Annotated in this window: 19 protein-coding genes; 18 read left to right on the forward strand and 1 reads right to left on the reverse strand. The window is 43.0% G+C overall.

Annotation, left to right across the window (positions count from 1 at the left end):
• The first annotated feature begins 1 nt into the window (after position 1).
• The 9 genes from BFM96_RS06285 to BFM96_RS11230 all read left to right on the forward strand — a co-directional run bounded on the left by BFM96_RS06285 (position 2) and on the right by BFM96_RS11230 (position 16,925).
• Positions 2-796, forward strand: coding sequence for a Cof-type HAD-IIB family hydrolase (locus BFM96_RS06285; RefSeq protein ID WP_068991782.1), 795 nt, complete (start codon positions 2-4; stop codon positions 794-796).
• A complete protein-coding gene (locus tag BFM96_RS06290; protein WP_068991783.1) occupies positions 796-1,629 on the forward strand; it encodes a Cof-type HAD-IIB family hydrolase in 834 nt (277 codons plus the stop codon). Before BFM96_RS06285 ends, BFM96_RS06290 begins: the two co-directional genes overlap by 1 nt.
• Positions 1,616-3,271 (forward strand): signal recognition particle-docking protein FtsY, encoded by a 1,656-nt coding sequence (gene ftsY / locus BFM96_RS06295; protein ID WP_068991787.1) that lies wholly within the window; start codon positions 1,616-1,618, stop codon positions 3,269-3,271. Before BFM96_RS06290 ends, ftsY begins: the two co-directional genes overlap by 14 nt.
• Positions 3,272-3,510: 239 nt before the next feature.
• Positions 3,511-3,654, forward strand: a complete 144-nt coding sequence (locus BFM96_RS11225) for a hypothetical protein (RefSeq protein WP_188595269.1) — start codon at positions 3,511-3,513, stop codon at positions 3,652-3,654.
• Positions 3,655-4,068: 414 nt separating this feature from the next.
• Complete coding sequence (locus BFM96_RS06300) at positions 4,069-4,566, forward strand: GAF domain-containing protein (protein ID WP_068994218.1); 498 nt, start codon at positions 4,069-4,071, stop codon at positions 4,564-4,566.
• Complete coding sequence (gene dnaX / locus BFM96_RS06305) at positions 4,566-6,236, forward strand: DNA polymerase III subunit gamma/tau (protein WP_068991789.1); 1,671 nt, start codon at positions 4,566-4,568, stop codon at positions 6,234-6,236. The genes BFM96_RS06300 and dnaX overlap by 1 nt, the downstream gene beginning before the upstream one ends.
• 29 nt (positions 6,237-6,265) lie before the next feature.
• Positions 6,266-6,460 carry a DUF3272 family protein gene (locus tag BFM96_RS06310; RefSeq protein WP_068991792.1) on the forward strand — a complete coding sequence of 65 codons (195 nt, stop codon included), beginning with the start codon at positions 6,266-6,268 and terminating at the stop codon, positions 6,458-6,460.
• Positions 6,461-6,941: 481 nt separating this feature from the next.
• Positions 6,942-16,727, forward strand: a complete 9,786-nt coding sequence (locus BFM96_RS06315) for a MucBP domain-containing protein (protein WP_068991794.1) — start codon at positions 6,942-6,944, stop codon at positions 16,725-16,727.
• A 21-nt stretch (positions 16,728-16,748) separates the two neighbouring features.
• Positions 16,749-16,925, forward strand: coding sequence for a hypothetical protein (locus BFM96_RS11230; RefSeq protein WP_188595270.1), 177 nt, complete (start codon positions 16,749-16,751; stop codon positions 16,923-16,925).
• Between the two features lie 503 nt (positions 16,926-17,428).
• On the opposite strand, the gene BFM96_RS06320 is transcribed toward BFM96_RS11230, so the two are convergent.
• On the reverse strand, positions 17,429-18,337 hold the full coding sequence (locus BFM96_RS06320; RefSeq protein ID WP_068991797.1) for a LysR family transcriptional regulator: 909 nt from the start codon (positions 18,335-18,337) through the stop codon (positions 17,429-17,431).
• A gap of 399 nt (positions 18,338-18,736) precedes the next feature.
• On the opposite strand from BFM96_RS06320, the gene BFM96_RS06325 reads away from it, so the two are divergent.
• The 9 genes from BFM96_RS06325 to BFM96_RS06365 all read left to right on the forward strand — a co-directional run bounded on the left by BFM96_RS06325 (position 18,737) and on the right by BFM96_RS06365 (position 26,011).
• Complete coding sequence (locus tag BFM96_RS06325; protein WP_068991802.1) at positions 18,737-19,543, forward strand: dihydroorotate dehydrogenase electron transfer subunit; 807 nt, start codon at positions 18,737-18,739, stop codon at positions 19,541-19,543.
• A gap of 11 nt (positions 19,544-19,554) precedes the next feature.
• Positions 19,555-20,493, forward strand: a complete 939-nt coding sequence (locus BFM96_RS06330) for a dihydroorotate dehydrogenase (RefSeq protein ID WP_068991805.1) — start codon at positions 19,555-19,557, stop codon at positions 20,491-20,493.
• Positions 20,494-20,671: 178 nt separating this feature from the next.
• A complete protein-coding gene (gene pyrF / locus BFM96_RS06335) occupies positions 20,672-21,367 on the forward strand; it encodes an orotidine-5'-phosphate decarboxylase (protein ID WP_068991808.1) in 696 nt (231 codons plus the stop codon).
• A 19-nt stretch (positions 21,368-21,386) separates the two neighbouring features.
• The gene (pyrE, locus tag BFM96_RS06340; RefSeq protein ID WP_068991812.1) at positions 21,387-22,016 is read left to right on the forward strand and encodes an orotate phosphoribosyltransferase; all 630 of its coding nucleotides are present in this window, start codon (positions 21,387-21,389) and stop codon (positions 22,014-22,016) included.
• Positions 22,017-22,018: 2 nt separating this feature from the next.
• Positions 22,019-22,450: an ASCH domain-containing protein gene (locus BFM96_RS06345; RefSeq protein ID WP_068991816.1), complete on the forward strand. Its 432-nt coding sequence runs from the start codon at positions 22,019-22,021 to the stop codon at positions 22,448-22,450.
• Positions 22,451-22,845: 395 nt separating this feature from the next.
• Entirely contained in the window at positions 22,846-23,190 is a 345-nt protein-coding gene (locus BFM96_RS06350; RefSeq protein WP_083201759.1) for a DUF4298 domain-containing protein, read from the forward strand.
• A gap of 43 nt (positions 23,191-23,233) precedes the next feature.
• Positions 23,234-24,742 carry a glycosyltransferase family protein gene (locus BFM96_RS06355; protein ID WP_068991821.1) on the forward strand — a complete coding sequence of 503 codons (1,509 nt, stop codon included), beginning with the start codon at positions 23,234-23,236 and terminating at the stop codon, positions 24,740-24,742.
• Positions 24,739-24,954: a YozE family protein gene (locus tag BFM96_RS06360; protein WP_068991824.1), complete on the forward strand. Its 216-nt coding sequence runs from the start codon at positions 24,739-24,741 to the stop codon at positions 24,952-24,954. The genes BFM96_RS06355 and BFM96_RS06360 overlap by 4 nt, the downstream gene beginning before the upstream one ends.
• 76 nt (positions 24,955-25,030) lie before the next feature.
• Complete coding sequence (locus BFM96_RS06365; RefSeq protein WP_068991826.1) at positions 25,031-26,011, forward strand: PhoH family protein; 981 nt, start codon at positions 25,031-25,033, stop codon at positions 26,009-26,011.
• Positions 26,012-26,064 lie beyond the last annotated feature (53 nt).

The following is a 26,064-nucleotide window of genomic DNA, read 5'->3' on the forward strand; positions in this document are numbered from 1 at the left end:
TATGGATATAAAATTAGTCGCAACAGACATGGACGGCACCTTCTTAGACAGCAAGGGGCAGTTTGATAGGAAGCGTTTAAAGGCAGTCCTTGAAGGCTTCAAAGAAAAGGGGATCTACTTTGCCGTCGCTAGTGGCCGTGGGCTTTTGTCCTTGGAAAAACTCTTTGATGACGTGCGAGAGGACGTGATTTTTATTGCTGAAAATGGCAGTGTAGTCGAATATCGTGGCAAAAGCTTGTACGAGGCTACCATGTCAAGGGATTTCTACTTGACAGCTTTTGAACACTTAAAAACTTGTCCGTATGTGGATGTCAATCAATTGCTCTTGACTGGCAAACGTGGTTGCTATGTGCTTGATACGGTTGACCCGACCTATCTGGCCTTTAGCCGCCAGTACAATGAAAATATCCAAATGGTCGCTAGTCTAGCGGATATTACGGATGATATTTTTAAGTTTACAACCAATTTTACGCAAGAGACGCTTGAAGCTGGGGAAGCTTGGGTCAATGAGCATGTGCCTGGTGTCAAAGCCATGACAACGGGCTATGCCTCGATTGACATTGTCCTTGAACATGTGGATAAGGGGGTGGCAATTACAGCGTTAGCAGAAGCCTTGGGCATTTCTCTCTCGCAAGTTCTCGCCTTTGGGGACAATCTCAACGATTACCACATGATGCAGGTGGTTGGCTTTCCCATTGCCCCTGAAAATGCACGACCAGAGATTTTAGACTTGGCCAAGGAAGTGATTGGCCACCACGATGCCCAGTCGGTCATCACTTATATGGAGGGATTATAATGGCAGATATACGATTGATTGCCTTGGATTTAGATGGAACCTTGTTGAATTCGGAGAAACAGATTTCCCGAAAAAATCTTGCTGCGCTAAGAGCAGCCCAAGAGAAGGGGGTGAAGATTGTCCTAACAACAGGCCGTCCGCTCAAAGCTATGGAATTTTTCTTGACAGAGCTAGGGCTTGCCAACCAAGCAGATGAATACACCATCACCTTTAATGGAGGCTTGGTGCAACGCAACACCGGAGAAATTTTGGACAAGACAGTTTTTTCACAGGACGATGTGGCGCGTATTTTTGCAGAAACTGAGCGCTTGGGCTTGCCACTTGATGCCATATCTGAGGGCACTGTTTACCAGATCCAGTCGGATCAAGAATCGCTGTATAGCACCTGCAACCCAACCTTGCAGTTTGAAAAGGTTGCCTTTGCAGACCTTTCTAGCCAGCAGACCTATAACAAATGTGTAACGGCTTATACGCCAGAAATCGTGGATGCAGGCCTGCAAAAGATTTCGAAGGATTTATTTGACCAGTACGAGATTTTCAAATCCCGCGATATTCTCTTGGAATGGTCGCCTAAAAACGTTCATAAGGCCAATGGTTTAGAGAAATTGATTGCTCATCTAGGGATTGACCGCAGTCAGGTCATGGCGTGCGGGGATGAGGCCAATGATCTCTCCATGATTGAATGGGCAGGACTTGGCGTTGCTATGGGCAATGCTGTGGAAGAAGTCAAAGAAGTAGCCAAGGTCATCACTCCAATGACCAATGACCAGGATGCTGTTGCTTGGGCTATCAAAGAATATGTACTAAAGGAGGGAGAAAATGGGCTTATTTGATCGCTTATTTGGCAGAAAAAAAGAAGAGACGAGTGCGACGGAAGAGGTCTTGAGCCAAGAAATTTCAAATGAGAACCTGGCAGACTCAGAAAATCTTGAAGTCGTTGAGATGGAAGAAAGAAATGACTTCCCTGAGACGACCCTAGAGGCAGACCTCTCATCGAGCAATGCTGACCTTGAAACGTCAATCCAAGCATCTTCTGAGAGCAATGTTGACCTTGAAACGTCAATCCAAGCATCTTCTGAGAGCAATACCAATCTTGAAACGTCAATTCAAGCGTCTTCTGAGAGCAATGCCAATCTTGAAATGTCAGCTCAAACACCTTTTGAGCTTGCTAGCGAAAGAGAGAATTCTTCTCACCAAGAAGTGCCTTCAGACCAACCAGCGTCTGCCTTAGAGGCTTACTATGCAGACTTGCAGGCTCGGTTAGCCGCAGCACATGACAAGGCTAAAGAAGAAGCTGGGCTAGACACCTCAGTTGAAAACACCTTCGAACCAGAGCTAGTTGAGCAAGAAAAATCAACCGACGCACCTGTTGCAGAAGTTGCAAAACCAGAGCTGTTTGAGGATGAAAGCACCTCAGTTGAAAACACCTTCGAACCAGAGCCGGTTGAGCAAGAAAAGTCAGCAGACGCGCTCGTTGCAGAAACCGCAAAATCAGAGCAATTCGAGGAAGAAAGTACTTCAAAAACGCCAGAGTTTCAAACCCAGCCAGAAACGGTGCAAGATAAGTATGACCGAAGTTTGCGCAAGACTCGGAAAGGATTTGGTGCTAAACTCAATGCCTTCTTTGCTAATTTCAGAAAGGTGGATGAGGAATTTTTCGAGGAATTGGAAGAGCTCCTGATCACGAGTGATGTGGGCGTGCAGGTCGCTTCTCGTTTGACTGAGGAATTGCGCTATGAAGCACGGCTTGAAAATGCCAAAAAACCAGACGCGCTCCGTCAGGTTATCATTGAAAAATTGGTCGATCTCTATGAAAAGGATGGCACTTATAAGGAAACAATCCAGCTAAAAGACGACTTGACTGTCATGCTCTTTGTTGGGGTTAATGGGGTTGGGAAAACCACTTCCATTGGAAAATTAGCCTATAAATACAAGAACGAAGGCAAGAAAGTCATGCTAGTCGCCGCAGATACCTTTAGGGCTGGAGCTGTTGCCCAGCTAGTGGAATGGGGCAATCGCGTCGGTGTGCCGGTCGTGACAGGCCCTGAAAAGTCAGACCCAGCCAGCGTCGTCTATGACGGCATGGAGCGTGCCAAGGCAGAGCAGGTCGATATTCTCTTGATTGATACCGCAGGTCGTCTGCAAAATAAGGACAATCTGATGGCCGAATTGGAGAAAATCGGTCGGATTATCAAGCGAGTGGACGAAACAGCACCGCATGAAACCTTCTTGGCGCTTGACGCTTCGACAGGGCAAAATGCCTTAGTGCAGGTCAAGGAATTTTCAAAAATCACTCCGCTGACGGGAATTGTCTTGACCAAGATCGATGGGACAGCGCGTGGGGGTGTTGTCCTAGCCATCCGCGAAGAGTTGGACATTCCAGTCAAACTTATCGGTTTTGGGGAAAAGATTGACGATATTGGCGAATTCAACTCAGAACACTTTATGAAAGGCCTGTTAGAAGGTCTGCTATAAAGCAGGAAAAAGTCTTTTGAGACAAAACAAGATAAAAATCGAATGATGCTACTTTCTGACAAGAGATTAAGAAACCATCATTCGGTTTTTATTGTTTTATTCTATATTTTATAGCAGTTTATTCGTTATGAATTTTATTTCTTTTCCTATTTTAGTGATTGTTGACGAGTATTAGGCAGAAAGCTCGGTTGTTAGAATGTAGATGACCAAATAGCCTGCCCTTGCCAGTAGAAATATAGGTGGAAGGATTATTACTAGTCATGCTAGCAAGCAAATCTTATGAAAAGCTTGCAGGTCTATTAGAAGTCTATCTCGTATTTGGAACCTGTCTTCACAATGTCATAATGCCTTCAAAAGACGAGCGATTTGTGATGATTTCATAAAAGCGACCTCCGATGATATTGATTTGTCAACATCCTAGGAAGTTGAATGTGTAAAATCATGACAAATTCGGTTTATGTTATAGAGTATGAAAGAGCTTGTGATGGTGTGACTACAAGTCCTTATATTCATGTAATTTCAAAATAGCCATTTGATATACATCTGTTTATTCTTGATAAAAAATATAAGTGTGTTAAGTAAGCCAAATAAGATGATTTTTTGGCAGATGAAAAGTACAGTCATAAAAAAATAGGTAGTTTACGTTCGAACCATCTAAGAAAGTACGTTTATTGTGACTGAGTATGAGAAAGAAAAGCTCTTCTATTTCAGTTGGAGAAAAGGCGATCTTTTGGATTTCTCCGAGAAAATTAGCGCGAAACTTCGCCTATCATCAAAAATTTTGCTATAATAGTCTCATGAAAGAAAAAGAAAAACAATCCAATTACGACTTACTCCTGGCCCAGTTAGAGGCCTTGTTAGAAGGGGAGACCAATCCTCTGCCAAACCTCTCCAACGCCAGTGCCCTGCTTAGACAAGCCTTGCCTAATTCGGTCTTTACAGGTTTTTACTTGTATGACGGGACAGAATTGCTCCTAGGTCCTTTTCAAGGGGGTGTATCCTGTGTCCATATCCCGCTAGGGAAGGGAGTTTGTGGGGAAGTAGCTGAGAAGCGAGAGACCATGATTGTCCCTGATGTGCGTGAGCATGCCAACTATATCGCTTGTGATGGGGCTGCCCGCAGTGAGATTGTCGTGCCTATGGTGAAAAATGGTCAGCTGATTGGGGTCTTGGACCTTGATTCTCACGTAGTAGCTGACTATGATGATGTGGATCAAGCTTATCTCGAACGCTTTGTTGCTATCTTGCTCGATAAGACCCACTGGGACTTTTCAATGTTTGGAGAAAATCGCTAATGTACCAAGCCCTCTATCGCAAGTATCGTAGCCAGACCTTTGGACAAATGGTGGGGCAGGACGTGATTGCGACAACGCTCAAACAGGCTGTGGAGCAGGACAAGATCAGCCATGCCTATCTGTTTTCAGGACCTCGTGGGACAGGAAAGACCAGTGCGGCAAAGATATTTGCCAAGGCCATGAACTGCCCCAACCAAGTGGGAGGTGAGCCCTGCAATGACTGCTATATCTGCCAGTCCATCACAGACGGGATCCTTGAGGATGTCATTGAGATTGACGCCGCATCCAACAACGGTGTCGATGAAATTCGCGATATCCGAGACAAGTCCACCTATGCTCCCAGCATGGCTAAGCACAAGGTCTATATCATCGACGAGGTTCACATGCTCTCGACGGGGGCCTTCAATGCTCTCTTGAAAACCTTGGAAGAGCCAACGGAAAATGTAGTTTTTATCCTTGCTACGACTGAGTTGCACAAGATTCCTGCGACCATTTTGTCACGCTTGCAACGCTTTGAATTTAAGGCGATTAAGACCAAGGCAATCGAGGAGCATTTGGCAACTGTCCTAGCGGCAGAAGGTCTAGCCTTTGAAGATGAGGCACTTTCTCTCGTCGCAAGACGTGCCGAAGGCGGGATGCGCGATGCTCTGTCTATCTTAGATCAAGCCCTCAGCTTAGCCCAAGGGCAACCGCTTAGTGTCGCTATTGCTGAGGAGATGACAGGCTCCATCAGCCTTGCTGCTCTCGATCAGTATGTCGCTGCTCTCCTTCAGTACGAAGCTAATCAGGCACTGGAGCAGCTCAATCTCATCTTTGATAATGGGAAAAATATGGCTCGCTTTGTGACCGACCTCCTCCAATACCTGAGAGACTTGCTAATCGTGCAGACAGGTGGGGAAAATACGCATACCAGTGACATCTTTCAGGAAAATCTCTCAGCTCCCAAGGAGCGGATTTTTAGCATGATTGACCAAGCGACGGATAGTCTAGGAGAGATTAAAACGAGTCTCCAGCCCAAGATTTACACCGAAATGATGACCATCAAGCTGGCTAGTAAGAAAGAAGCCTCTACTCATTCGGACGACTTGGCAGATGAAATCCTGCAACTGAAAAAAGAGATAGCAGTCCTCAAGGAGGAGTTAGCTCAGCTTGGGACAGCACCAATTGCCAAAAAAACAGCCACCACTCCAGCCACTACCAAGTCCAGCAAGGGCTACCGTGTCGACCGCTCCAAGGTCTATGCTATCTTACAGGAAGCCGTGGAAAATCCAGACCTAGCACGGAAAAATCTCATCCGTCTCCAAGAGTCTTGGGGTGAGATTATCGAGAGTTTAGCAGGACCAGACAAGGCTCTGCTCATCGGCTCTCAGCCCGTAGCAGCCAATGAACGCCATGCCATCCTTGCCTTTGAGTCCGCCTTTCATGCAGAACAAACCATGAAACGCGACAATCTCAATACTATGTTTGGCAATCTCCTCAGTAGAGCAGCGGGCTTTTCGCCAGATATTTTAGCCCTTTCTATGGAGGATTGGACCCAGATTCGGGCGGAATTTTCTGCTAAAGCCAGAAGCCAGAAGCAAGGAGAGCAGGAGCCAGAAGCAAGGGAAGAAAGCCTGATTCCAGATGGATTTGAATTTCTCGCGGATACCATCACTGTCCAAGAGGACTGAGCTAGGAAGAAAGAGAACCAAAGAACTTGATGAACAAACGACAACTAATCCTAATGGCGATCTTTACCGCCATTGAAACCTATTATTTTAATGAAGCGATGATGGCAGAGCAGTATCTGATAGCAGGATTTTGGGGCTTTTTAGTCGCGAGAAATCTCCAAGTAAGCTATGTCATGAGTAAAATCGTAGCCACCATTGACCGCCACATCCAAAAAAGAAAATAAAGAACAACCACTTAGAAGCATCCTTCTAGGTGGTTTTTTCTAGCCTATTCAATCTAAGTAGACATAAAGAGGCCCTCCTAAAGCTCTTAGAGATTTTGAAATAGCCAAGAAAAAATGAGTAGATTCAGTCTTTCCTGCTGAAACTGACTTGAAAAAGGTTGAATGGGTGTTCTGTATTTGCTGAAAGGCGAAGCAAGAGTACAGCTAGTATGCTCACTATGAAAATCAACAGAATGTCCATTTTTATGTAATGAAATAGAAAAATAAGAAAGTATACAGAAAAGTTTCGGAAATAGAATAAGGGGGTGAGCTAATTTCTTTTATAAATGTAAAAAATACGAAATTTACTTGATTTTTTGTAGAAATTATGATACCTTCTACTTGACAGATTGATATGGGGGGGGGCATTGCTATAGTACTTATAGTAATATATGAACCCCTCTAGAAATGAAGTCAAAAAAAATACTAAGGAGGAAAAATGATGTTTTATCGCAAAAAAGATCGTTTTTCAATTCGTAAATTTAAGGTAGGTGTAGGCTCTGTTTTCTTAGGTTCATTTTTATTAGGTGTACCTCAAGTGTATGCGGATGAAGCAATAGAAGCGAAAGCAGAAACAGAAGTCGTATCAGCTACGGTCGAAGATACGGAAGCAAATGCGATTTTACCAGATGTTGTCCCATCTTCAGTAAATCCTGAAGATGCTTCTACAAAGGAAACTCCTAACGCTGCGGTTGTCAACGTAGAAGAAGTGCCTAGTGTGAATGTAGCTGCTCAGGAAAAACCAGCAGTTTCTCCAAGTGTGGCGCAAAAAAATGAAAGCGCTACAAACGCTGTAACTCCGACCATTACGGAAACTCCGTCAAGTAAGGAACAGGCAGTACCAAAAAATGAAAGCGCTTCGCAAGCAGTAGCTCCAGCTATCCCAGCGAAAGAGACCCCAACTGCTCCAGCAGAAAAAGCAGCTGAGACGCCAACTACAGCAGCCGCTGAAAAGGCAGCACCAGAAGTATCTGCTCCAAAAGATACATTGACAGTCTCTAAAGCGCAAGCAGCAGAAACCATCCAGGCTTACTCTCGTCTCTCAGAAGAATTGAAAGCAAGCTTTATGACTCGCTTGAACCAAGCGACAGATGCAGCTGCCCTTGAGTTAATCGCAAATGAAGCCAAACGACTCCAAAAACGAAGCGAAACCTTCCCTAATGAAGGTCGAGTAATCCCAACAGGGACTGGCTTCCGTCTAGGGGAAACAGAGACACCGACACAAGGAAGACAGGTGACGCCAAAAGTTACGGTTGATGGGACTCATTCAACATACAATGTTCTGCCAACCTTAGTTGCAAATCCATTCAAAGTAAATTTGAGTTTTGAGGGGCAAGAGCTACATAAGGACGATTATTTCTACATCGAAGGACAAGATGTACCAGTCGAACTTCCAAGAAAAATCGTCATTACAAATCCTGATACTAATGAAGAAGTTGTGATTGGTACGGTAGAGCGTGTTGGTTATGAAAGTGATTACTACCGTGCTCAAGATTCACAGGATCCTACACGTTTTGATTTGTCTGCATCTTCAGACTATATGTCTAAGAAAATTAAATATAAAGTTACCTTCAATGAAAATGTAGAAGGACTTAAGGACGTAAAAGCGGAAATTAATCGTAATTCTAATGTCCAAACTTTAGGTGTGACACAACCTCACACAGTTAAATTCAAAGTTTTAGTGAATGGTCAAGTGGCTGCAGAGAAAGACTATATTCAAAATCCGTTAAATAATGGTGCTGGTACAACTTATAGACGGTTTGGTCCTGGAGATACCAAACCTTATCTTCGCTTTAATACCATGTTGTATGATTTTCGACCGCTTGGAGATGCAGAAGATATTGCCTTTTCAAAAGAGGTTGAAAATGATGCAATTCTAACCTTTAATGGTGAAGTCGGTGGGCTACCAAATGGATTTGTAGCTAAAATCAAAGCTAAGGATACCAATCCAAATCCATATATTTGGGGCGATAATTTGATGCTAGGGACTCGCCTTCCAGTGTATTATATGCCGTATGATAAGGATGGTAAACCACAAGCAAATTCAACGGATGGAAGTGTCTATGTAACTCCAAAAGACACGTATATGATCATCGAGAAGATTAGTGAGGACAAGAAAGAAGCAACGATTCGTTTCTTTGGAGACTATTCAAGACCTGGTATCATTATTAACGGTACTATGCATCCAGATAAAGAAGAGGCCGGAAAAACATCCAAGTTTGGTGTGACATTACTTAAAAAGGAATGGAGCACGGCAAATCCAGGGAATAACGCAGACCTTACGGAAAAGGTGCAAGTTGACGATCCTGACCATCCAGGCGGATCGATTATGGTGGATGATCCGAAAAGACCTGGACCTGCACCTGGTTTCCATTTGGTAACGTTTTTTGATCATAATGGAAATCCAATAAATACTCGTGCTTTGCAAACTGGGGGGAACTATCGTTATGCAGATTCTGCTCGCTTTACAGCCCTGCCAGTCACAGCGAGTAACCCTGAGATCCTTAATAAAGGAAAAGTCACTGTACACTATGTAGACACAGACGGTAAAAAACTACAAGACCCTGTAGAAGCTGTCTCTGAACAGCCAGTTATAGCTCCAGGTACAGAAAACAAGACGCAATACGATACAAAGACGGATAACGTCCGCAAACCAACGATTAAATCAGGCGATGTAACCTACAAACTTGTTTCAGCAGGAGACTACAATGTCGGTACAGTTGGAGCAGAGAATAACCTAGAAACCAAAAAACTGGATACAGTCGATGGTGAAAAAATAATCGCTGCAAATGATATGGAAGGTATTGCACCGTCTGGTGACTTGATGCAAGGTGAACACCATGTTACTTATGTCTACAAGGCAGTCAAAGGTAATGTCGACGTTTACTTTGTAGATGAAAATGGAAATACCCTTTCTCCAAAAGAAACTGATACGACTGATGGCAATATTGATGCTGCCTACGATACGGAAGATGACCACCATAAAGCAGAAATTACTGTTAATGGAAAAGTCTACGCCTTTAAAGAACTTTCTAAGACAAACATTGTTGATGGTAAGGAAATCAAAACTGATGAACTGAACCATATCGGTGGAACTACTGGAAAGATAAAAGAAGGTACGACACACGTCATCAAAGTGTATGCATTGAAACCAGGTTCTGTCTTTGTAAACTATGAGGATAAGACAACAGGTCAACCAATAGCAAACAAAGTTACCGATACTGATAATCAACCAGATGGAACAAAATATGACACTTACGACCGAAAACCTGAAAAATTAGACGGTACAGACGGCTCAACTTACTATCTTGCACAAAGCAAACCAAAAGACGGTTCAGCACCTGAAAGTGGCGAAGTAACGGCAGGTGTCAATAAAGAAGTAACTTATCTGTATGAAAAAGCTGGTAACGTCAAAGTCCATTACGTAAATACTCAAGGAGAAGAAATTAAAGCTCCAGTAGATGATGTTGTAAATGGCAAACCAGGTTCAGATTATGAAACAGCTGACCGTAAAGATCAAACGATCACAAAAGGTGATGTTACTTATGTCTTTAAGCAAATTCAAACAGGTCAACCAGGAAATGCACCTGAAAAAGGACAAATCAAGGCAGGTGAAATACTTCATGTAACCTATGTCTATGATGTTCCAGAAAAACCAGTTGAAAAAACAGGTTCTGTCTTTGTTAAATTCGAAGATAAAGATGGACACCCTATCAAAGACAAGGTTTTGCAACCAAATGATGAAAACTTCGTGATAGATACTGACAAAAAACCAGTTGGTGATCATTACGAAACATTTGATAACAAGCCTGAAAAGATCACCACAAAAGACGATAAAGTCTATTATCTTGCTCAAACAGAACCAAAAGAGAATTCAGCACCAGAAAAAGGTGAAGTGACTGAGAAAGATCAAACAGTTACTTATATCTATGAGCAAGCAGGTAGTGTTGTCGTTCGTTATGTAAATGAACAAGGACAACTTCTAAAAGATAAAGATGTTGAAGATGAAACCAATGTCAAACCAGGTACACAATACAACACTTCCGAACAAAAGGACCCAACGATTACAAAAGATGACGTTGAATATGTCTTTAAGGAAATTCAAACAGGTCAGCCTGGAAATGAACCTGAAAATGGGGTTGTACAAGCTGGTAAGACACTCGTTGTAACTTATGTGTATGCTGTGAAACCAGCACCAGAGGCTCCAAAAGATCCTCAATACGCAACGATCACTTACTACGATGTAACAGATAAGCAAGATCCAACTAAGATTAACGAGGACACTAAAGAGAAGTTAGGTGAGGTTGATAAAACGAATGGTGTTGAGGGTGAAAACTCTCCTTACACAACAGTGAAACGACTTGAAGATTATCTCAATAAAGGATATGAGCTTGTAAATGACGGCGTACCAAGTCCAATCACATTCGATGGGAAAGCAGATAATTCTGAAGATGACCCAAGTCAAAAATATCAAGTTACTTTAAAACATAAAACAACACCGATTACACCAGACACGCCACAACCAACACCAGGAACACCGATTAATCCGAATGATCCAAAAGGACCAAAATGGCCTGATTTAGCGAATGAACTTGAGCGTACAGCAACACGTACAATTCGCTACCGTTATGAAAACACACCAGATGATGACACGATGAAAGTCTTCCCAGATGTGGAACAAACGGTTAAATTCAGACGTACTGCAACTGTCGATCATGTGACTGGTAAAGTGACTTATTCTGATTGGAAAGCGATTGTTGATGAAGCACCAGCTGTTATATCTGGCTCAAAAGAGGGACACACGCACTATAACCAAGCAGATGCTACAAAAGCTCAAAAAGATGTATTAGCTCAAACAGCGACGATATCTAAAGAGGGTGTGATTTCTGGTCTTGAAGATCAAAAAATCTTGTATGCTCCGGTTACACCAGAAGTGCCGGTACCAATCAAGCAACACGCAACCATCACTTACTACGATGTCACAGATCCAAACAATAAAACTCAGCTTGGTGATGTGGATAAAGAAAGTGGTACCGCTGGCGATAAATCAGACTACACAACGGATCCAGAGAAAAAACAAAAGAGGGTTCAAGAATATCTTGACAAAGGTTATGAAGTAGTTAGCGATAATGTTCCAACACCAATTATCTTTGATAATGAAGTAGATAATTCAGATGAGGATCCTACTCAGAAATACGAAGTAACCTTGAAACATGCGATTGAACCAGTTGATCCAGATAGTCCAAAAGATCCAAATCAACCAATCAATCCAAAAGATCCAGATGGACCAAAATGGCCTGATCTTTCAAAAGAAGACCTTGTTCGTGAAGCAACACGTACAATTCGTTACCGTTATGCAGACAAACCAAAAGTAGAGGATGAAGAAGTCTTTGGTGACATTGTTCAAACAGTGAAATTCAAACGCACTGCCAATGTCGATAAAGTAACTGGTAAGATTGTATCTTATGGTGAATGGATGCCAGTGGTAGCAGATGCACCAGCAGAGAAGTCAAAAGATAAAGCTGGCTATACTTTTGATAAAGATGCACCAAAAGAAACAGCCATGATTTCTAAAGAAGGTGTGATTTCAGGTATCCATGATCAATTAATTCTCTACACACCTGTGACAGCACCTGAAGCAGATAAGCAATACGCGACCATCACTTACTATGATGTCACAGATCCTAAGAAACCAGTTCAATTAGAGGGTGTGGATAAAAAAGAAGGTCTAGCAGGTAAAGAGTCTGATTACACAACTGCATCACGGATTAAGATGTACACAGACAAAGGTTGGGAATTAGTTTCTGACGGTGTACCAAATCCAATTGTATTTGATGATGTCACAGATCCGTCACAAGAAAAACCATCACAACAATACATAGTAACGTTGAAACATAAAGTGACACCTGTAACGCCAGATACGCCGGACACACCGGACAATCCAAGACCAAAACCAGGTGACCCTGTAAATCCAGAAGATCCACGTAGCCCACGTTGGCCAAATGAAGTAGGAGACCTTGTTCGTGAAGCTACTCGTACAATTCGTTACCGTTATGAAGGTAAAGAAGGTAATGATGATGAGGCGGTCTTCAAAGATGTTGTTCAAAAAGTTCGCTTTACTCGTACAGTGACAATGGATCATGTGACAGGTACATACACAGTTTCTCCTTGGAAAGCTGAAGTCGCAGAAGCTCCAGCTGTTGTATCACCAGAAAAAGATGGTTATACACACTATTATAAGGAAAATAAAGCTGAAAAAGATGCACCAGCTCAAACAGCCATGATTTCTGAAACAGGTGAGATTACAGGCATCAACGATCAATTGATTGTGTACAAACAACAAGTAGGATCAGTCATTGTCAAATACGTCGATGAAAAAGGTAATGAAATTAAAGAGAAAGTTACCGATACGAAAGATGCCCCAGTAGGTAGTCACTACGAAACCTATGATAAGGTAGAAAGTACGATTACTACCAAAGACGGTGATAAGACTGAAGTTTACTACTACAAGAAAGTTGATGAAAAATCAGCACCTGAAGAAGGCGAAGTGACAGAGGAGACAACAACTGTCATCTATGTCTACGAAAAAGCTGGAAATGTCGTTGTAAATTACAAAGACAAAGACGGTAAAGTCATCAAAGACCCAGTCACTGATGAAGAAAATGCAGAACCAGGTAAACCGTACGATACAACTGATCGCATTGAAGAAGAAATCAAGACCCCAGACGGTAAGACCTATAAGCGTGTTCCAAATCTTACTGAAGGTAAAGAACAAGGTGAAGTGCCATCAGGTGATACTGCCAAAGTAACCTACATTTACGAAGAAGTAAAAGGTAAGGTTGTCGTTCATTATATAGATATTGATGGAAAAACCATTAAAGAAGATGTCGTAGATACACCTGAAAGCTCAACTGGTGTTGGTTATGATACTATGGAGCACAAACTTCCAACTGTTACAAAAGACGGTAAAGAGTATGAATTGCTTCCAGCATTAACGCAAGGTCATGAAACTGGTAAAGTAGTACCAGGTACGACAAATGTTACATACGTTTATCGCTTGAAAGAAACACCACCAACTCCAGCACCAGCTGATAAGGTTGGATCAGTCGTTATCAAGTATGTCAATACAAAAGGTGAGACACTCGCAACAGACATCAATGACACTGTCAATGCAAAAGTTGGAACGGACTACGACACAACCGATTACAAACCAGAGAAACTTTATAAAGACGGTAAAGTTTACCATTATAGAGAAGTAAAAGCTGGTTCAGCAGCTGAAAAAGGTTCTGTAATTGAAGGAACATTAACGGTAACGTATGTGTATGAAGAATACGGAAATTATGTGCCATACGTACCAAACGATCCTGAAAATCCAAATCCAAAAGATCCAGATCCGAAATATGAATTACCAAAAGTACCGTATGATGATACACCGAAGGATCCAAAAGATAACCCACCGGTGCCATACGTACCAGGTCATACACCAAAAGATCCAAATGGCGATCCGTTGAAACCAAAAGATCCGAATGATCCTAAGAAGGGCTATGTCCCACCAACGATCACCGATCCAAACGATCCTTCTCAGGATACACCAATACCGTATGAACCAAACGGAGGCTATGTGCCGTTTATCGACGATCCAACTCCAGATCCAAATAAACCGAAAGATCCGGAAAAAGTACCGTACGATAATACACCGGAAGATCCAAAAGATAATCCACCATTACCATATGTACCAGGATATCGACCAAAAGATCCTAATGGTAATCCATTGAAACCAAAAGATCCGAATGATCCAACACAAGGATATATTCCACCAACGATTACGGATCCAAACGACCCAACGAAAGATACGCCAGTACCTTATACACCTGCCGGAACGGTTGTTGTTCGCTACAAGGATACAGACGGTAATGTGATTGCACCACAAGTGACAGACACACCAGAATCTGATGTGGGAACACCGTATGACACAACTGACCATATCAAACCAGAAATTACATTCAATGGTCACAAGTATGTTCGTGTACCAAGTAAGACTGAAGGTATGGAAAATGGTAAAGTTGTTAAAGGTGAAACAGTTGTTACTTACGTTTACCAAAAAGTAGGGAACTGGATTCCATTAATTCCAGGTGTACCAGGTAAAGATCGTCCAGAAATTCCGTATCCATTCGATCCAGAACATCCAGATTCTCCGATTGACCCAACGAAACCGAACGATCCAAATCAACCAAATACACCACCGGTAATTCCATATGTACCAGGATTTGAACCGAAAGATCCAACGGATCCAACTGGTAATACACCACTTAAACCAGTTGATCCAAAAGATCCGAATAAGGGTTATGTACCACCAGTACCAAATGAACCAGGTGAAGATACATTTATTCCTTACGTTCCAGTGGGTGCGAAAGTTGGTTCAGTAATTGTCCACTATGTTAATACAAATGGTGAAACAATTGCGAAAGACCGTATTGATACACCAGTTTCACCAGTGGGAACTGACTATGATACGACGGATGCTAAGAACCCTGAAAATGAATCCACAAAACCAGAACGCATTGAGTTGAAAGACGGTACAGTTTATGTATTAGTTAAGACTATGGGTGCTGAAACAGGTAAAGTGGTTGAGGGAACTACGGAAGTCACTTATGTTTACCAAAAAGTAGGGAACTGGATTCCAGAAATTCCAGGTGTACCAGGTAAAGATCGTCCGAAATTACCATATCCGTTTGATCCAACGGATCCAGATTCGCCAGTTGATCCAACGAAACCAAACGATCCAAATCAACCGAATACACCGCCGGTGATTCCGTACGTACCAGGATACATTCCAAACGATCCAAACGGTAATCCATTGAAACCAGTGGATCCAAACGATCCAAAACAAGGTTATGTGCCACCAGTGCCAAATACACCAGGTGAAGATACACATATTCCTTACGTGCCTGAGAAACCAGCTCCGAAGGAACCAGGAAGTTATGTACCACATATCGAAGATCCAAATCCAAATAGACCAAAAGATCCGGAAAAAGTACCGTATGATAATACACCGGAAGATCCACAAGATAATCCGCCATTACCATATGTACCAGGATATACACCAAAAGATCCTAATGGTAATCCATTGAAACCAAAAGATCCAAATGATCCAACGCAAGGATATATTCCACCAGCGATCACGAATCCGGAAGATCCGTCTGAGAATACACCAGTACCTTATGTGCCAAACGGAAGCTATGTACCACATATCGAAGATCCAAATCCAAATAGACCAAAAGATCCGGAAAAAGTACCGTATGATAATACACCGGAAGATCCACAAGATAATCCGCCATTACCATATGTACCAGGATATACACCAAAAGATCCTAATGGTAATCCGTTGAAACCAAAAGATCCGAACGATCCAAAACAAGGATATATTCCGCCAACGATTACCGATCCAAACGATCCAACGAAAGATACGCCAGTACCTTATACACCTGCCGGAACGGTTGTTGTTCGCTATAAGGATACAGACGGTAATGTGATTGCACCACAAGTGACAGACACACCAGAATCTGATGTGGGAACACCGTATGACACAACTGACCATATCAAACCAGAAATTACATTCAATGGTCACAAGTATGTTCGTGTATCAAGTAAGACTGAAGGTATGGAAAATGGTAAAGTTGTTAAAGGTGAAACAGTTGTTACTTACGTTTACCAAAAAGTAGGGAACTGGATTCCAGAAATCCCAGGTGTGCCAGAAAATGGACGTCCAAGTCTGCCATATCCGTTTGACCCAGCGAATCCAGATTCTCCAATTGATCCGAACAAGCCAGGAACACCAATCATTCCATACGTACCAGGATATACTCCGCATGATCCAGCAGGAAATCCATTGAAACCAGTGGATCCAAACGATCCAAGCAAGGGCTATATCCCACCAGTACCGAAGAATCCAGGTGAAAATACCCATATTCCTTATGTACCAAATGAACCGATAGTCCCAGAAGATAAATTGGTACCAGCGAAACCAATTCCAGAAAAACCAGCTGACCCGGCTAAGCCAGCAGAACCTGCGAAGGAAGTGACTCCACAGTACATGAAACAAGGTACAGAATCATTGCCAAATACGGGTGATGCAGCTGGGCAAACTGGCATGGTTTACGGTGCAGCAGCACTCGGATTGACAGCTCTTCTTGCAGCAATGAAGAAGAAGTCAGAAAACGAAGACTAAGGTTTTATAGAGATACTGCCTATGCAACAAGAGAATCATTTTCAGTATCCTCGCACCTTTGTGTGCAAGCAATGTGGTCGTGTTGTGACGACGATTGCAGGGACTATTGACCGTCGTCAGACCTTCTGCAGCCCGATTTGTAGCCGGCGCTATTGGCGTCACTCTACAAGGAGAAAAAAAGTAGAGAAGTCCTCTTAGCAGGACTGTCCATAGACCTATTGGCTAGCGAAAGCTAGCTGATAGGTCTTTTTTGTTTGCTATTGTTGTCCAATGGTAAGTAAGTAACCGCTCCATAACGAGGTATATTGAAAAAGTTCCAAAGTCTTGCTTGACTCTGGAACTTTTTCTATTTGCAGTTGTTCTGAATTCGTTCAGTCCACGGTACTCTTTCACTCCGTCTCATAACCAAATCCTTGATTGTCTTTTGTCAAAGGATTGGACGCTTCCTATAAATGCAAAACACTCCAGAATCAATAAAGATCCTGGAGTGTTTTAGTGGTAGGGTTGTCAGCATTGTATAATCGACTTGTTTGGAAACATTTCATTTTGACATACAAGCAGTTCAAAAAACATCTCTATCGCTGGTTTTTAAAATGACCTCATTGAGTTTTCGCACCAGTCTAGTGAGGCATATTGAAACAGGAAAAAATGCTAAGGCCAACGTCGACTTTGAAACGGATTCATTCAGCTAGTCTTGGATATTAGTGATCAAATTTGACTTCATCTAGTAGATAATCGATAAATCGTTCGCCCATTTTAGATAGGCTAGCCTTTTCATGCTGGAGATAGACTAGTTCAATGGGGTCGTCAATATCAAGAGGGATGGAGACGATATTGTCCCCATTGAGGTTGCTGTTTAAAATCCCTGTGGCAATGGTATAGCCATCCAGCCCAATCAAGAGATTAAAGAGGGTTGCCCGGTCGCTAACGACAATCGATTTTTTATGGTGTTCTTGAGAGAGGATTTCTTCTGAGAAATAAAAAGAATTGTGGGTTCCTTGATCATAGCTGAGATAAGGGAAGTTTTCCAAATCAGACAGTTGGACCCGCTTTTTCTTGGCCAAGGGATTGAACTTGCTGACAAAGATGTGGGGTTGAGCTGTGAAGAGATGTGTGGCCTTGAGGTGATTGTCATCAAACATCTTAGAGAGGACATCACGGTTGTAGCTATTGAGAAAGAGAACGCCGATTTCACTGCGAAAATTCTTGACATCATCAATGATTTCCCAAGTTCTGGTTTCCCGCAAGAAGAGCTCGTATTTCTCCATATCGCTTTTTTTGAGGAGCGAGACAAAGGCGTTAACGACAAAGGCATAGTGCTGGGAAGAGACGCTAAAGAGCTCGCGATTGGCTACAGGATTTTTATAGCGTTCTTCTAAGAGCTGGGTCTGCTCAACCACTTGACGTGCATAGGAGAGAAATTCCATCCCATCTCTTGTGAGCGTGATACCTTTTGGATTGCGGATAAAAATATCAATGCCCATCTCGTTTTCCAAATCCCGAACGGCATTGGACAGACTAGGCTGGGTGATGAACAATTGCTTAGCCGCCTCGTTCATACTCCCTGTTTCGACGATTTTAATAATGTAATGTAATTGTTGAATTCTCATAGTCTTATTTTATCATATTTAGGATTGACAAAAAAGCATTTTAGGTGTAGAATAGTGAAAATTTAACCTTTAAGCAGGTCCAGAGAGACTTACAAGGTTCCAACCATCTGGGAGATGGTTGGAAGTTGCAGAACCATCTAGTGTAGCTAGATTTCTCATCCAGTGAGTTGTGGTAACTGACAGACAAAGCTAGCCCATCCTCAAACAAGTGATAGCCAGTTACAAATCAATTGGGTTTGGGTGCTCTCCTCTTTTTAACATGAGGATTTTAGGCCAATCATTGACGGTGGGATATGCATGGGGAGTGGAATAGTTGTAACAGAGTAAAGTAAGTCTTTCTAGCAATCGTCTAAGAGGTTAAAACGGAGGTTTTGACCTCTTTTGATAAGCGAGGGTAAGATGGCAGAAGAAACTTGTAAACGTCGTTTGGGGAAAATTATGCTGGAGCAAATGGAAATTATCTCACAAAGCGAGATTGCTCCTCGTATTTTCTCGATAGAACTAGCTGGGGAAATGGTGCTTGAGATGCAGCCGGGGCAATTTTTACACATGCGGGTACCTGATGAGGCAAAGTTATTGAGAAGACCGATTTCTATTTCAGCGATTGACAAAGAGAAAAAAATCGCTCGTTTGATTTATCGGGTGGAAGGAGATGGGACGCGTATCTTTTCTCGAATGCAGCCTGGTCAGCGAATTGATTGCATGGGGCCGCAGGGCAATGGCTTTGATGTATCAGGGCTTGGTGCTAAAGACAAAGTCTTAATCATCGGTGGAGGCATCGGCGTCCCTCCTTTGGTGGAAGTGGCGAAGGTCCTTCATGCGAGAGGAGTTGAGGTGACCAGCGTTCTTGGCTTTGGAACAGCGACTAGTGTGATTTTAGAGGAAGAATTGCAGTGTTATGGTCGTGTTTTGGTGACAACAGACGACGGGAGCTATGGCCAGCAAGGCTATGTTTCTCAGGTGGTGGATCAGTTGTCAGAGGAATTTTCTGCGGTCTATGCTTGCGGAGCTCCAGGCATGTTGGCCTATGTAAATCAGGCATTTGAACATCATCCGAGAGCCTACATTTCCATGGAAGCTCGGATGGCTTGTGGTATGGGAGCTTGCTATGCTTGCGTGGTTCATCCTAAGGACCAAGGAGCAGCTGCCCATAAGCGAGTGTGTGAAGAAGGTCCTGTTTTCCAAACGGGAACCATCATGGTCTAGGAGGTAAGAAGATGAGCAATCGTTTAGCGGTATCACTCCCAGGATTAGAGTTGAAAAATCCGATTATCCCAGCTTCTGGCTGCTTTGGCTTTGGTCAGGAATATGCTAAATACTACGATTTGGATGTACTGGGTTCCATTATGATAAAGGCTACGACCCAGCACCCTCGTTTTGGCAATCCTACGCCACGTGTGGCAGAGACACCGGCCGGTATGTTGAACGCGATTGGCCTACAAAATCCAGGTGTGGATGTTGTGTTGGCAGAAAAATTACCCTGGCTAGAAAGAGAATATCCTCATCTCCCCATCATTGCCAATGTAGCTGGTTTTTCCAATGAAGAATATGCCTATGTATCCAGCAAGATTTCAAGGGCAAAAAACGTTAAAGCCATTGAGCTGAACATCTCCTGTCCCAATGTTGACCATGGCAATCAAGGTCTTTTAATCGGCCAGGTTCCTGAGTTAGCCTATGAAGCGGTCAAGGCCAGTGTAGAAGCATCTTTCGTTCCTGTTTATGTCAAGTTGACGCCAAGTGTTGCAGATATTACTCAAGTCGCGAAGGCTGTTGAGGATGCAGGAGCAGTTGGTTTTACCATGATTAACACCTTAGTAGGGATGCGTTTTCATCTAGCGACCCGAAAGCCTATTATTGCAAATGGGACGGGAGGGATGAGTGGACCCGCGATTTTTCCCGTGGCCCTAAAATTAATTCGCCAAGTTGCACAGGCTAGTTCGCTTCCCATTATTGGGATGGGAGGAGTAGATTCGGCAGAAAAAGCTTTGGAAATGTTTGTGGCGGGGGCCTCTGCTATCGGAGTGGGCACGGCTAATTTCACAGATCCCTATGCCTGTCCACAGATTATTGAGGATTTACCCAAAGTTATGGATCGATATGGGATTGACAGTTTAGAAGAATTGCGAAAAACTGTCCAGAAAGAGCTGAGAAGCTAGATTTTACTTGACAAATCCCCCAAAAATCGTTAGAATGATTGATAACAATAGAACCTTTAATGCAGTCCAGAGAGGCTACCAAGGTTGACCGTTTAAAAAAGGGAGTGTCCCTTGCTTTTTCGTGCAACCTTGCCTACTGGCAAGGTTTTTTTGAATGAAAGATTCCAAAGGAGAAACCATGCACGAAACACGTCCGATTGTGGCTTTAGACTTTCCTTCCTTTGACCATGTCAAGGAATTTCTAGCCCTTTTCCCTACAGAAGAAAAGCTTTTTGTAAAGATTGGTATGGAATTATACTATGCCACAGGTCCAGAGATTGTCCACTATGTCAAAAGTCTAGGACACAGCATTTTTCTAGATTTGAAACTCCATGATATTCCTAATACAGTTCAGTCTACCATGGGAGTTTTATCTCGCTTGGGAGTTGATATGATGACTGTTCAGGCTGCAGGTGGGGTCGAGATGATGCGGGCGGCAAAAGCTGGCTTGGAGCAGGAAGCCATCCTCATTGCGGTGACCCAGCTAACTTCTACAACAGAAGAGGACATGCGGGAGTGTCAAAACATTCAAACCAGTCTGGAAGAGTCGGTCGTTCACTATGCCCAAAAGACTGCAGAAGCAGGGCTAGATGGGGTGGTTTGCTCAGCCCATGAAGTGGCCCTGATTAAGGGGGCAACCTCTGAGGACTTTATTTGCCTGACGCCGGGGATTCGTCCGAGCGGGACAGCAGTCGGAGACCAAAAGCGGGTCATGACCCCGCATGACGCTCAACTCATTGGGAGCAATTATATTGTCGTGGGACGCCCAATTACACAGGCCAAGGATCCGGTCGCGGCTTACCATGCGATTAAAGAGGAATGGAATCAAGCATAAGATAAGAAAGGAAGAAAAGATGACTTTAGCAAAAGATATTGCGCGTGATTTATTAAAGATTCGTGCCGTTTACCTCCAACCAGAAAATCCCTTCACTTGGGCGAGCGGCATTCACTCCCCGATTTATACGGATAATCGGGTCACACTGGCCTATCCTGAAACACGAACCTTGATTGAAAATGGCTTTGTTGAAGCGATTGCAAAAGAATTTCCAGAAGTGGAGGTTATCGCAGGAACTGCAACGGCAGGAATTCCTCATGGGGCTATCATCGCAGATAAGATGAATCTGCCTTTTGCCTATATCCGGAGTAAGCCAAAGGATCACGGTGCAGGCAATCAAATTGAAGGGCGTCTTGAAAAAGGACAAAAGATGGTCGTTGTGGAAGATTTGATTTCAACAGGGGGATCTGTCCTTGAAGCGGTAGCAGCAGCTGAGCGAGAGGGGGCAGATGTCCTTGGAGTTGTTGCCATTTTCACCTATCAGCTACCCAAGGCTGATCGCAATTTTGCAGCAAAAGGGGTGAGATTGGTGACCTTGTCCAACTACACAGAGCTCATTCAGCTAGCCGAGGAAGAAGGTTATGTATCTAGCGAAGGCTTGGCCTTGTTAGAACGTTTTAAGGAAGACCAAGAAAACTGGCAGGGATAGCCATGGCGAAATTTGGAGATTTGCAGAAAAAATATCCTGATTTAGAAGTGTGGGCTCATCCAGCAGAATATAAGGATTTATATGATTTGACAGTGAAGGGCATCAAAACAGCTACCTCATCTTGGCATGATTCGTATTTGGCATGTGGCGAGGGGGTTCCTAGCCAGAGTGAGGTGGGGACTTGCTCGATTATGCTGGATGATGCGGACAATCCGACTGCTGAAGTTTTATTGCAGACAGACGAGATTGTAGTGGAGCGATTTTGTGATATTTCGGAACGAACAGCCTGGGCTAATGGCGAGGGAGATCGCAGTGTCGAGGATTGGAAGAAAATCTTTGGAGAGTTCTGGGAACGAACGCTGCCAGATGAAGGTCTTAGGTTCTCTGAAACGGGCTTGGTTGTCACAGAATTTTTCCATGTAAAAGAAGTCTAAAGAAAAGTTTCAGTTAGCTTGTCTAGCTGAAGCTTTTTTCATGGGATTTATACTCGTCAAATATCAACATGTGATGCCGTTCACTCACCTTGCTTCAACAGTTCAGCGGACTGTTGAAGATTGGAAGTAAGGCTTATGAAATAATCCTCAGCATAACCTCTAGTTCTGCCTGCGATTTTTAGGACACAAGCTATGCTAGTTTTATTTATCACATCCCACAATTCTCAATTGTGGAAGCTAGTCGGATGTTGATGTTTATAAAGTGTTAGGTGATATGGACGCAAGTAACTTAGGCTCTATTTACTGTGAAGGTATCATTTTTAAGGTATTTAGTTTGCTCTATTTTATAGTAAAAACTAAATAGTGATAGATAAAAGCTCTATTTTTGAAGTTCGATGAGTATTAAAGGTGTATGGCAGTCGATTTTTTGCTATACTAGCAGTATGAAAAAAGAACTAAACACCATTCAGATTATGGAAGCTATTGCCAATCGTGCAGCTGCTGTCTTTGAACAGCTCGAGAGCTCGCTGGCTGCTTTTGAGGACTTAGAGGAAGATTTTGCTAGATTACTCGCTTACTACGAAAGTGACTGGCGCAAGCACTATGAGATGGACAATGAGGGGAAATTTCCGTCAGATATGCCTCGTGGAGTGCTGGGAGAAGATACGATTTATAACCTCATTGTCAGCCATCATGAGCTCTTAGCAGAGCTGAAACGCTTAGGGGAAAGAGAAGAATAGCTCAGCAGTAGCAAGCCTTTTTAGTTTTTGTTATAATAAAACCATGTCAAAATTTTATCAGTTATTTTTCACGGCCTTGCAGTTACTGATGGTGGGGGTGATGCTCCATTGGCTCTTAGTCGCTATTTACGAACTTCCTAAGATGTCCACATACTGGCTGGTGCTCCTTGCTCTACCTGCTTATTTCTATCGTCAGAAATTAGCAAGTCTTTATAGGTATCTTATGAAGCATAAGGGTGCGGTGATGGTGGCAGTCATCCTCTTTCAGTTGGCGATGCTCCTATCTGCGGAACTCTTGATTCGTAGAGATGCAGCAGTGGTCTTTAAGGGAGCCTTTCGCTTTATCAGTGATCAATCGATTAGCAATTACTTGACCCGCAATCCTAACAATCTAGCCTTATTTTTATACGAACGCTGGTTCTATGCTCTTTTTGGTGATGCTGCGTTATGGATTTTGCAAGCTCTCAATATGCTCTATACGGATCTTACTGCTGTGATTTTATACAAGGGGATGAAACGTTACAAAAGTCAAGCTAGTGCGGATGCAGTCTATAGTTTGTACCTGGCCTTGCTGGGCTTCTCTCCGTATTTTTACTCCATGTATACGGATATTTGGCCCCTGCCCTTGATTGCAGGGCAGATTTTCTTGATTTTTGCCTTGTTGGAAAAGTATCAAGAACGATCAAAAACGAGAAACTTATCCTTGGTGCTGGGTGTGGTCAGTGCGATTGCCTATGTTATTCGTCCGACGACGATGATTTTGCTCATGGCCTACTTTATCCTTCTTTTTTTCAAGGGAAATTGGAAGAAAGCTTTGCTGATTTTAGGATGTTTTTCTCTCGCTTTTGCCCCTGTCTATGCGGCTCAGTCCTATCTAAAAAATACCCAGCAAGAGGTTCAAATCCTTGAAGGAGATGGGTTAGCTAAGGGGCCGCTCCTTTTTATCAATCTAGGCTTGACCTTTATCGGCCACGATCAAGAAGATATGAAAGAGGGGCTTTTACAATACATAGAGCCGTCTGAGCGTGAGAATTACAATAACGGCATGTTTGCAACCGAAAATGTCAAAAAAGAAATCAAGCGAAGGTTGGAAGATTATTCTGTGCCATCCTTTTTAAGCCACCTCTCCTACAAGCATAGTCTGACAGTTGCAGAAGGAACTCTTGGTTGGCTCTATCGGGCGGCAGATAAGGAAAAGACGCCTTATATCTCACCTTTATACGAGCATACCAAACATCAATCCTTTGCCAGATTTATACGGACTTATTTCCTGGATATTGACAAACAGGAGTATGATTACTATAAACTTATCAAACAGCTTGTCTGGATTGTTATGAGTTTGGGCTTGGTGTTTGCCACCCTCAAGTACCACGGGTCAGACCAGCTCAATTTTCTCCTGTTAGCTGTCTTTGGTGGCTTGCTGTTTCTTCTCATTTTTGAAGGGGGCAAGACCCGTTATTTAATTCAATTTTTACCGCAAATTCTACTCTTAGCAAGTCTTGGTTTGACTGAGTTGAGACCGACTTTAGGACCTAGAAAGGAAAGAAAGTGAGAAAATCATTTTACAGTTGGCTGATGACGGAGCGAAATCCAAAAAGCCAAGCTCCCAAGGCGATTTTGGCAGACTTGGTATTTGAAGAAACAGCCTTCCCCAAACATACCGATGATTTTGACCTGATTAGCCGTTACTTGGAAGAACATGCTAGTTTTTCCTTCAATTTGTCAGAGTTTGACCGTATTTGGGAAGAATATCAAGCCCATTAAACAGTTCAAAGAGGTATTTTGCCTCTTTTTTTGTTATACTAAGACTATAAAAAATTCAGGTAAAGGAGTGCTTGCTTTGCAAGAACATTCAGTAGATATTCACCTGCATCATCCAGATGATGCTTTTCATCTTTTTGGGTCGAACGACCGACATCTGCGTCTTATGGAGCAGGAGTTGGATGTGGTGATTCATGCACGGACAGAAGTTGTTCAAGTCATTGGGGAGGAGAATGCACGTGAGTGTGCTCGCCAAGTCATCGAGGCACTCCTTGTCTTGGTCAATCGTGGCATGATGGTTCACACCCCAGATGTGGTCACGGCTATTTCCATGGGAAAAAATGGTGAAATTGATAAATTTGTGGCCCTCTATGAAGAAGAAATCATCAAGGATCATTATGGCAAGCCCATTCGGGTTAAGACTTTGGGGCAAAAGCTTTATGTGGATAGTATTAAACGACATGACATCGTCTTTGGAATTGGGCCAGCAGGGACAGGAAAAACTTTTCTTGCCGTGACTCTTGCCGTGACTGCCCTCAAACGTGGCGAAGTGAAGCGGATTATCCTTACCCGTCCAGCTGTGGAAGCGGGGGAAAGTCTAGGATTTTTACCGGGTGATTTGAAAGAGAAAGTCGATCCCTATCTTCGCCCAGTTTATGATGCTCTCTATCAGATTTTAGGAAAAGATCAAACAACTCGACTGATGGAGCGTGAGATTATTGAGATTGCGCCCCTTGCTTACATGCGTGGTCGAACCTTGGAGGATGCTTTTGTAATCTTGGATGAGGCACAGAATACAACCATTATGCAGATGAAAATGTTTCTGACTCGCCTTGGCTTTCACTCCAAGATGATTGTCAATGGGGATAGTAGTCAGATTGACCTCCCACGCAATGTCAAGTCTGGGCTGATTGATGCGACTGAAAAGCTCAAGAAAATTCCGCAGATTGACTTTGTGCATTTTTCAGCCAAGGACGTTGTCCGCCACCCTGTTGTTGCAGAAATCATTAGGGCCTACGAGCCAGAAGAAAGCCATCAACACGAGCAAACAGACGCTTGATTTGTAAATTATTACATAGAAGATAGGATACGAGGATGTTTGAAAAATCAGGA

The organism is Streptococcus himalayensis, from assembly GCF_001708305.1.
Classification (GTDB): Bacteria; Bacillota; Bacilli; order Lactobacillales; family Streptococcaceae; genus Streptococcus; species Streptococcus himalayensis.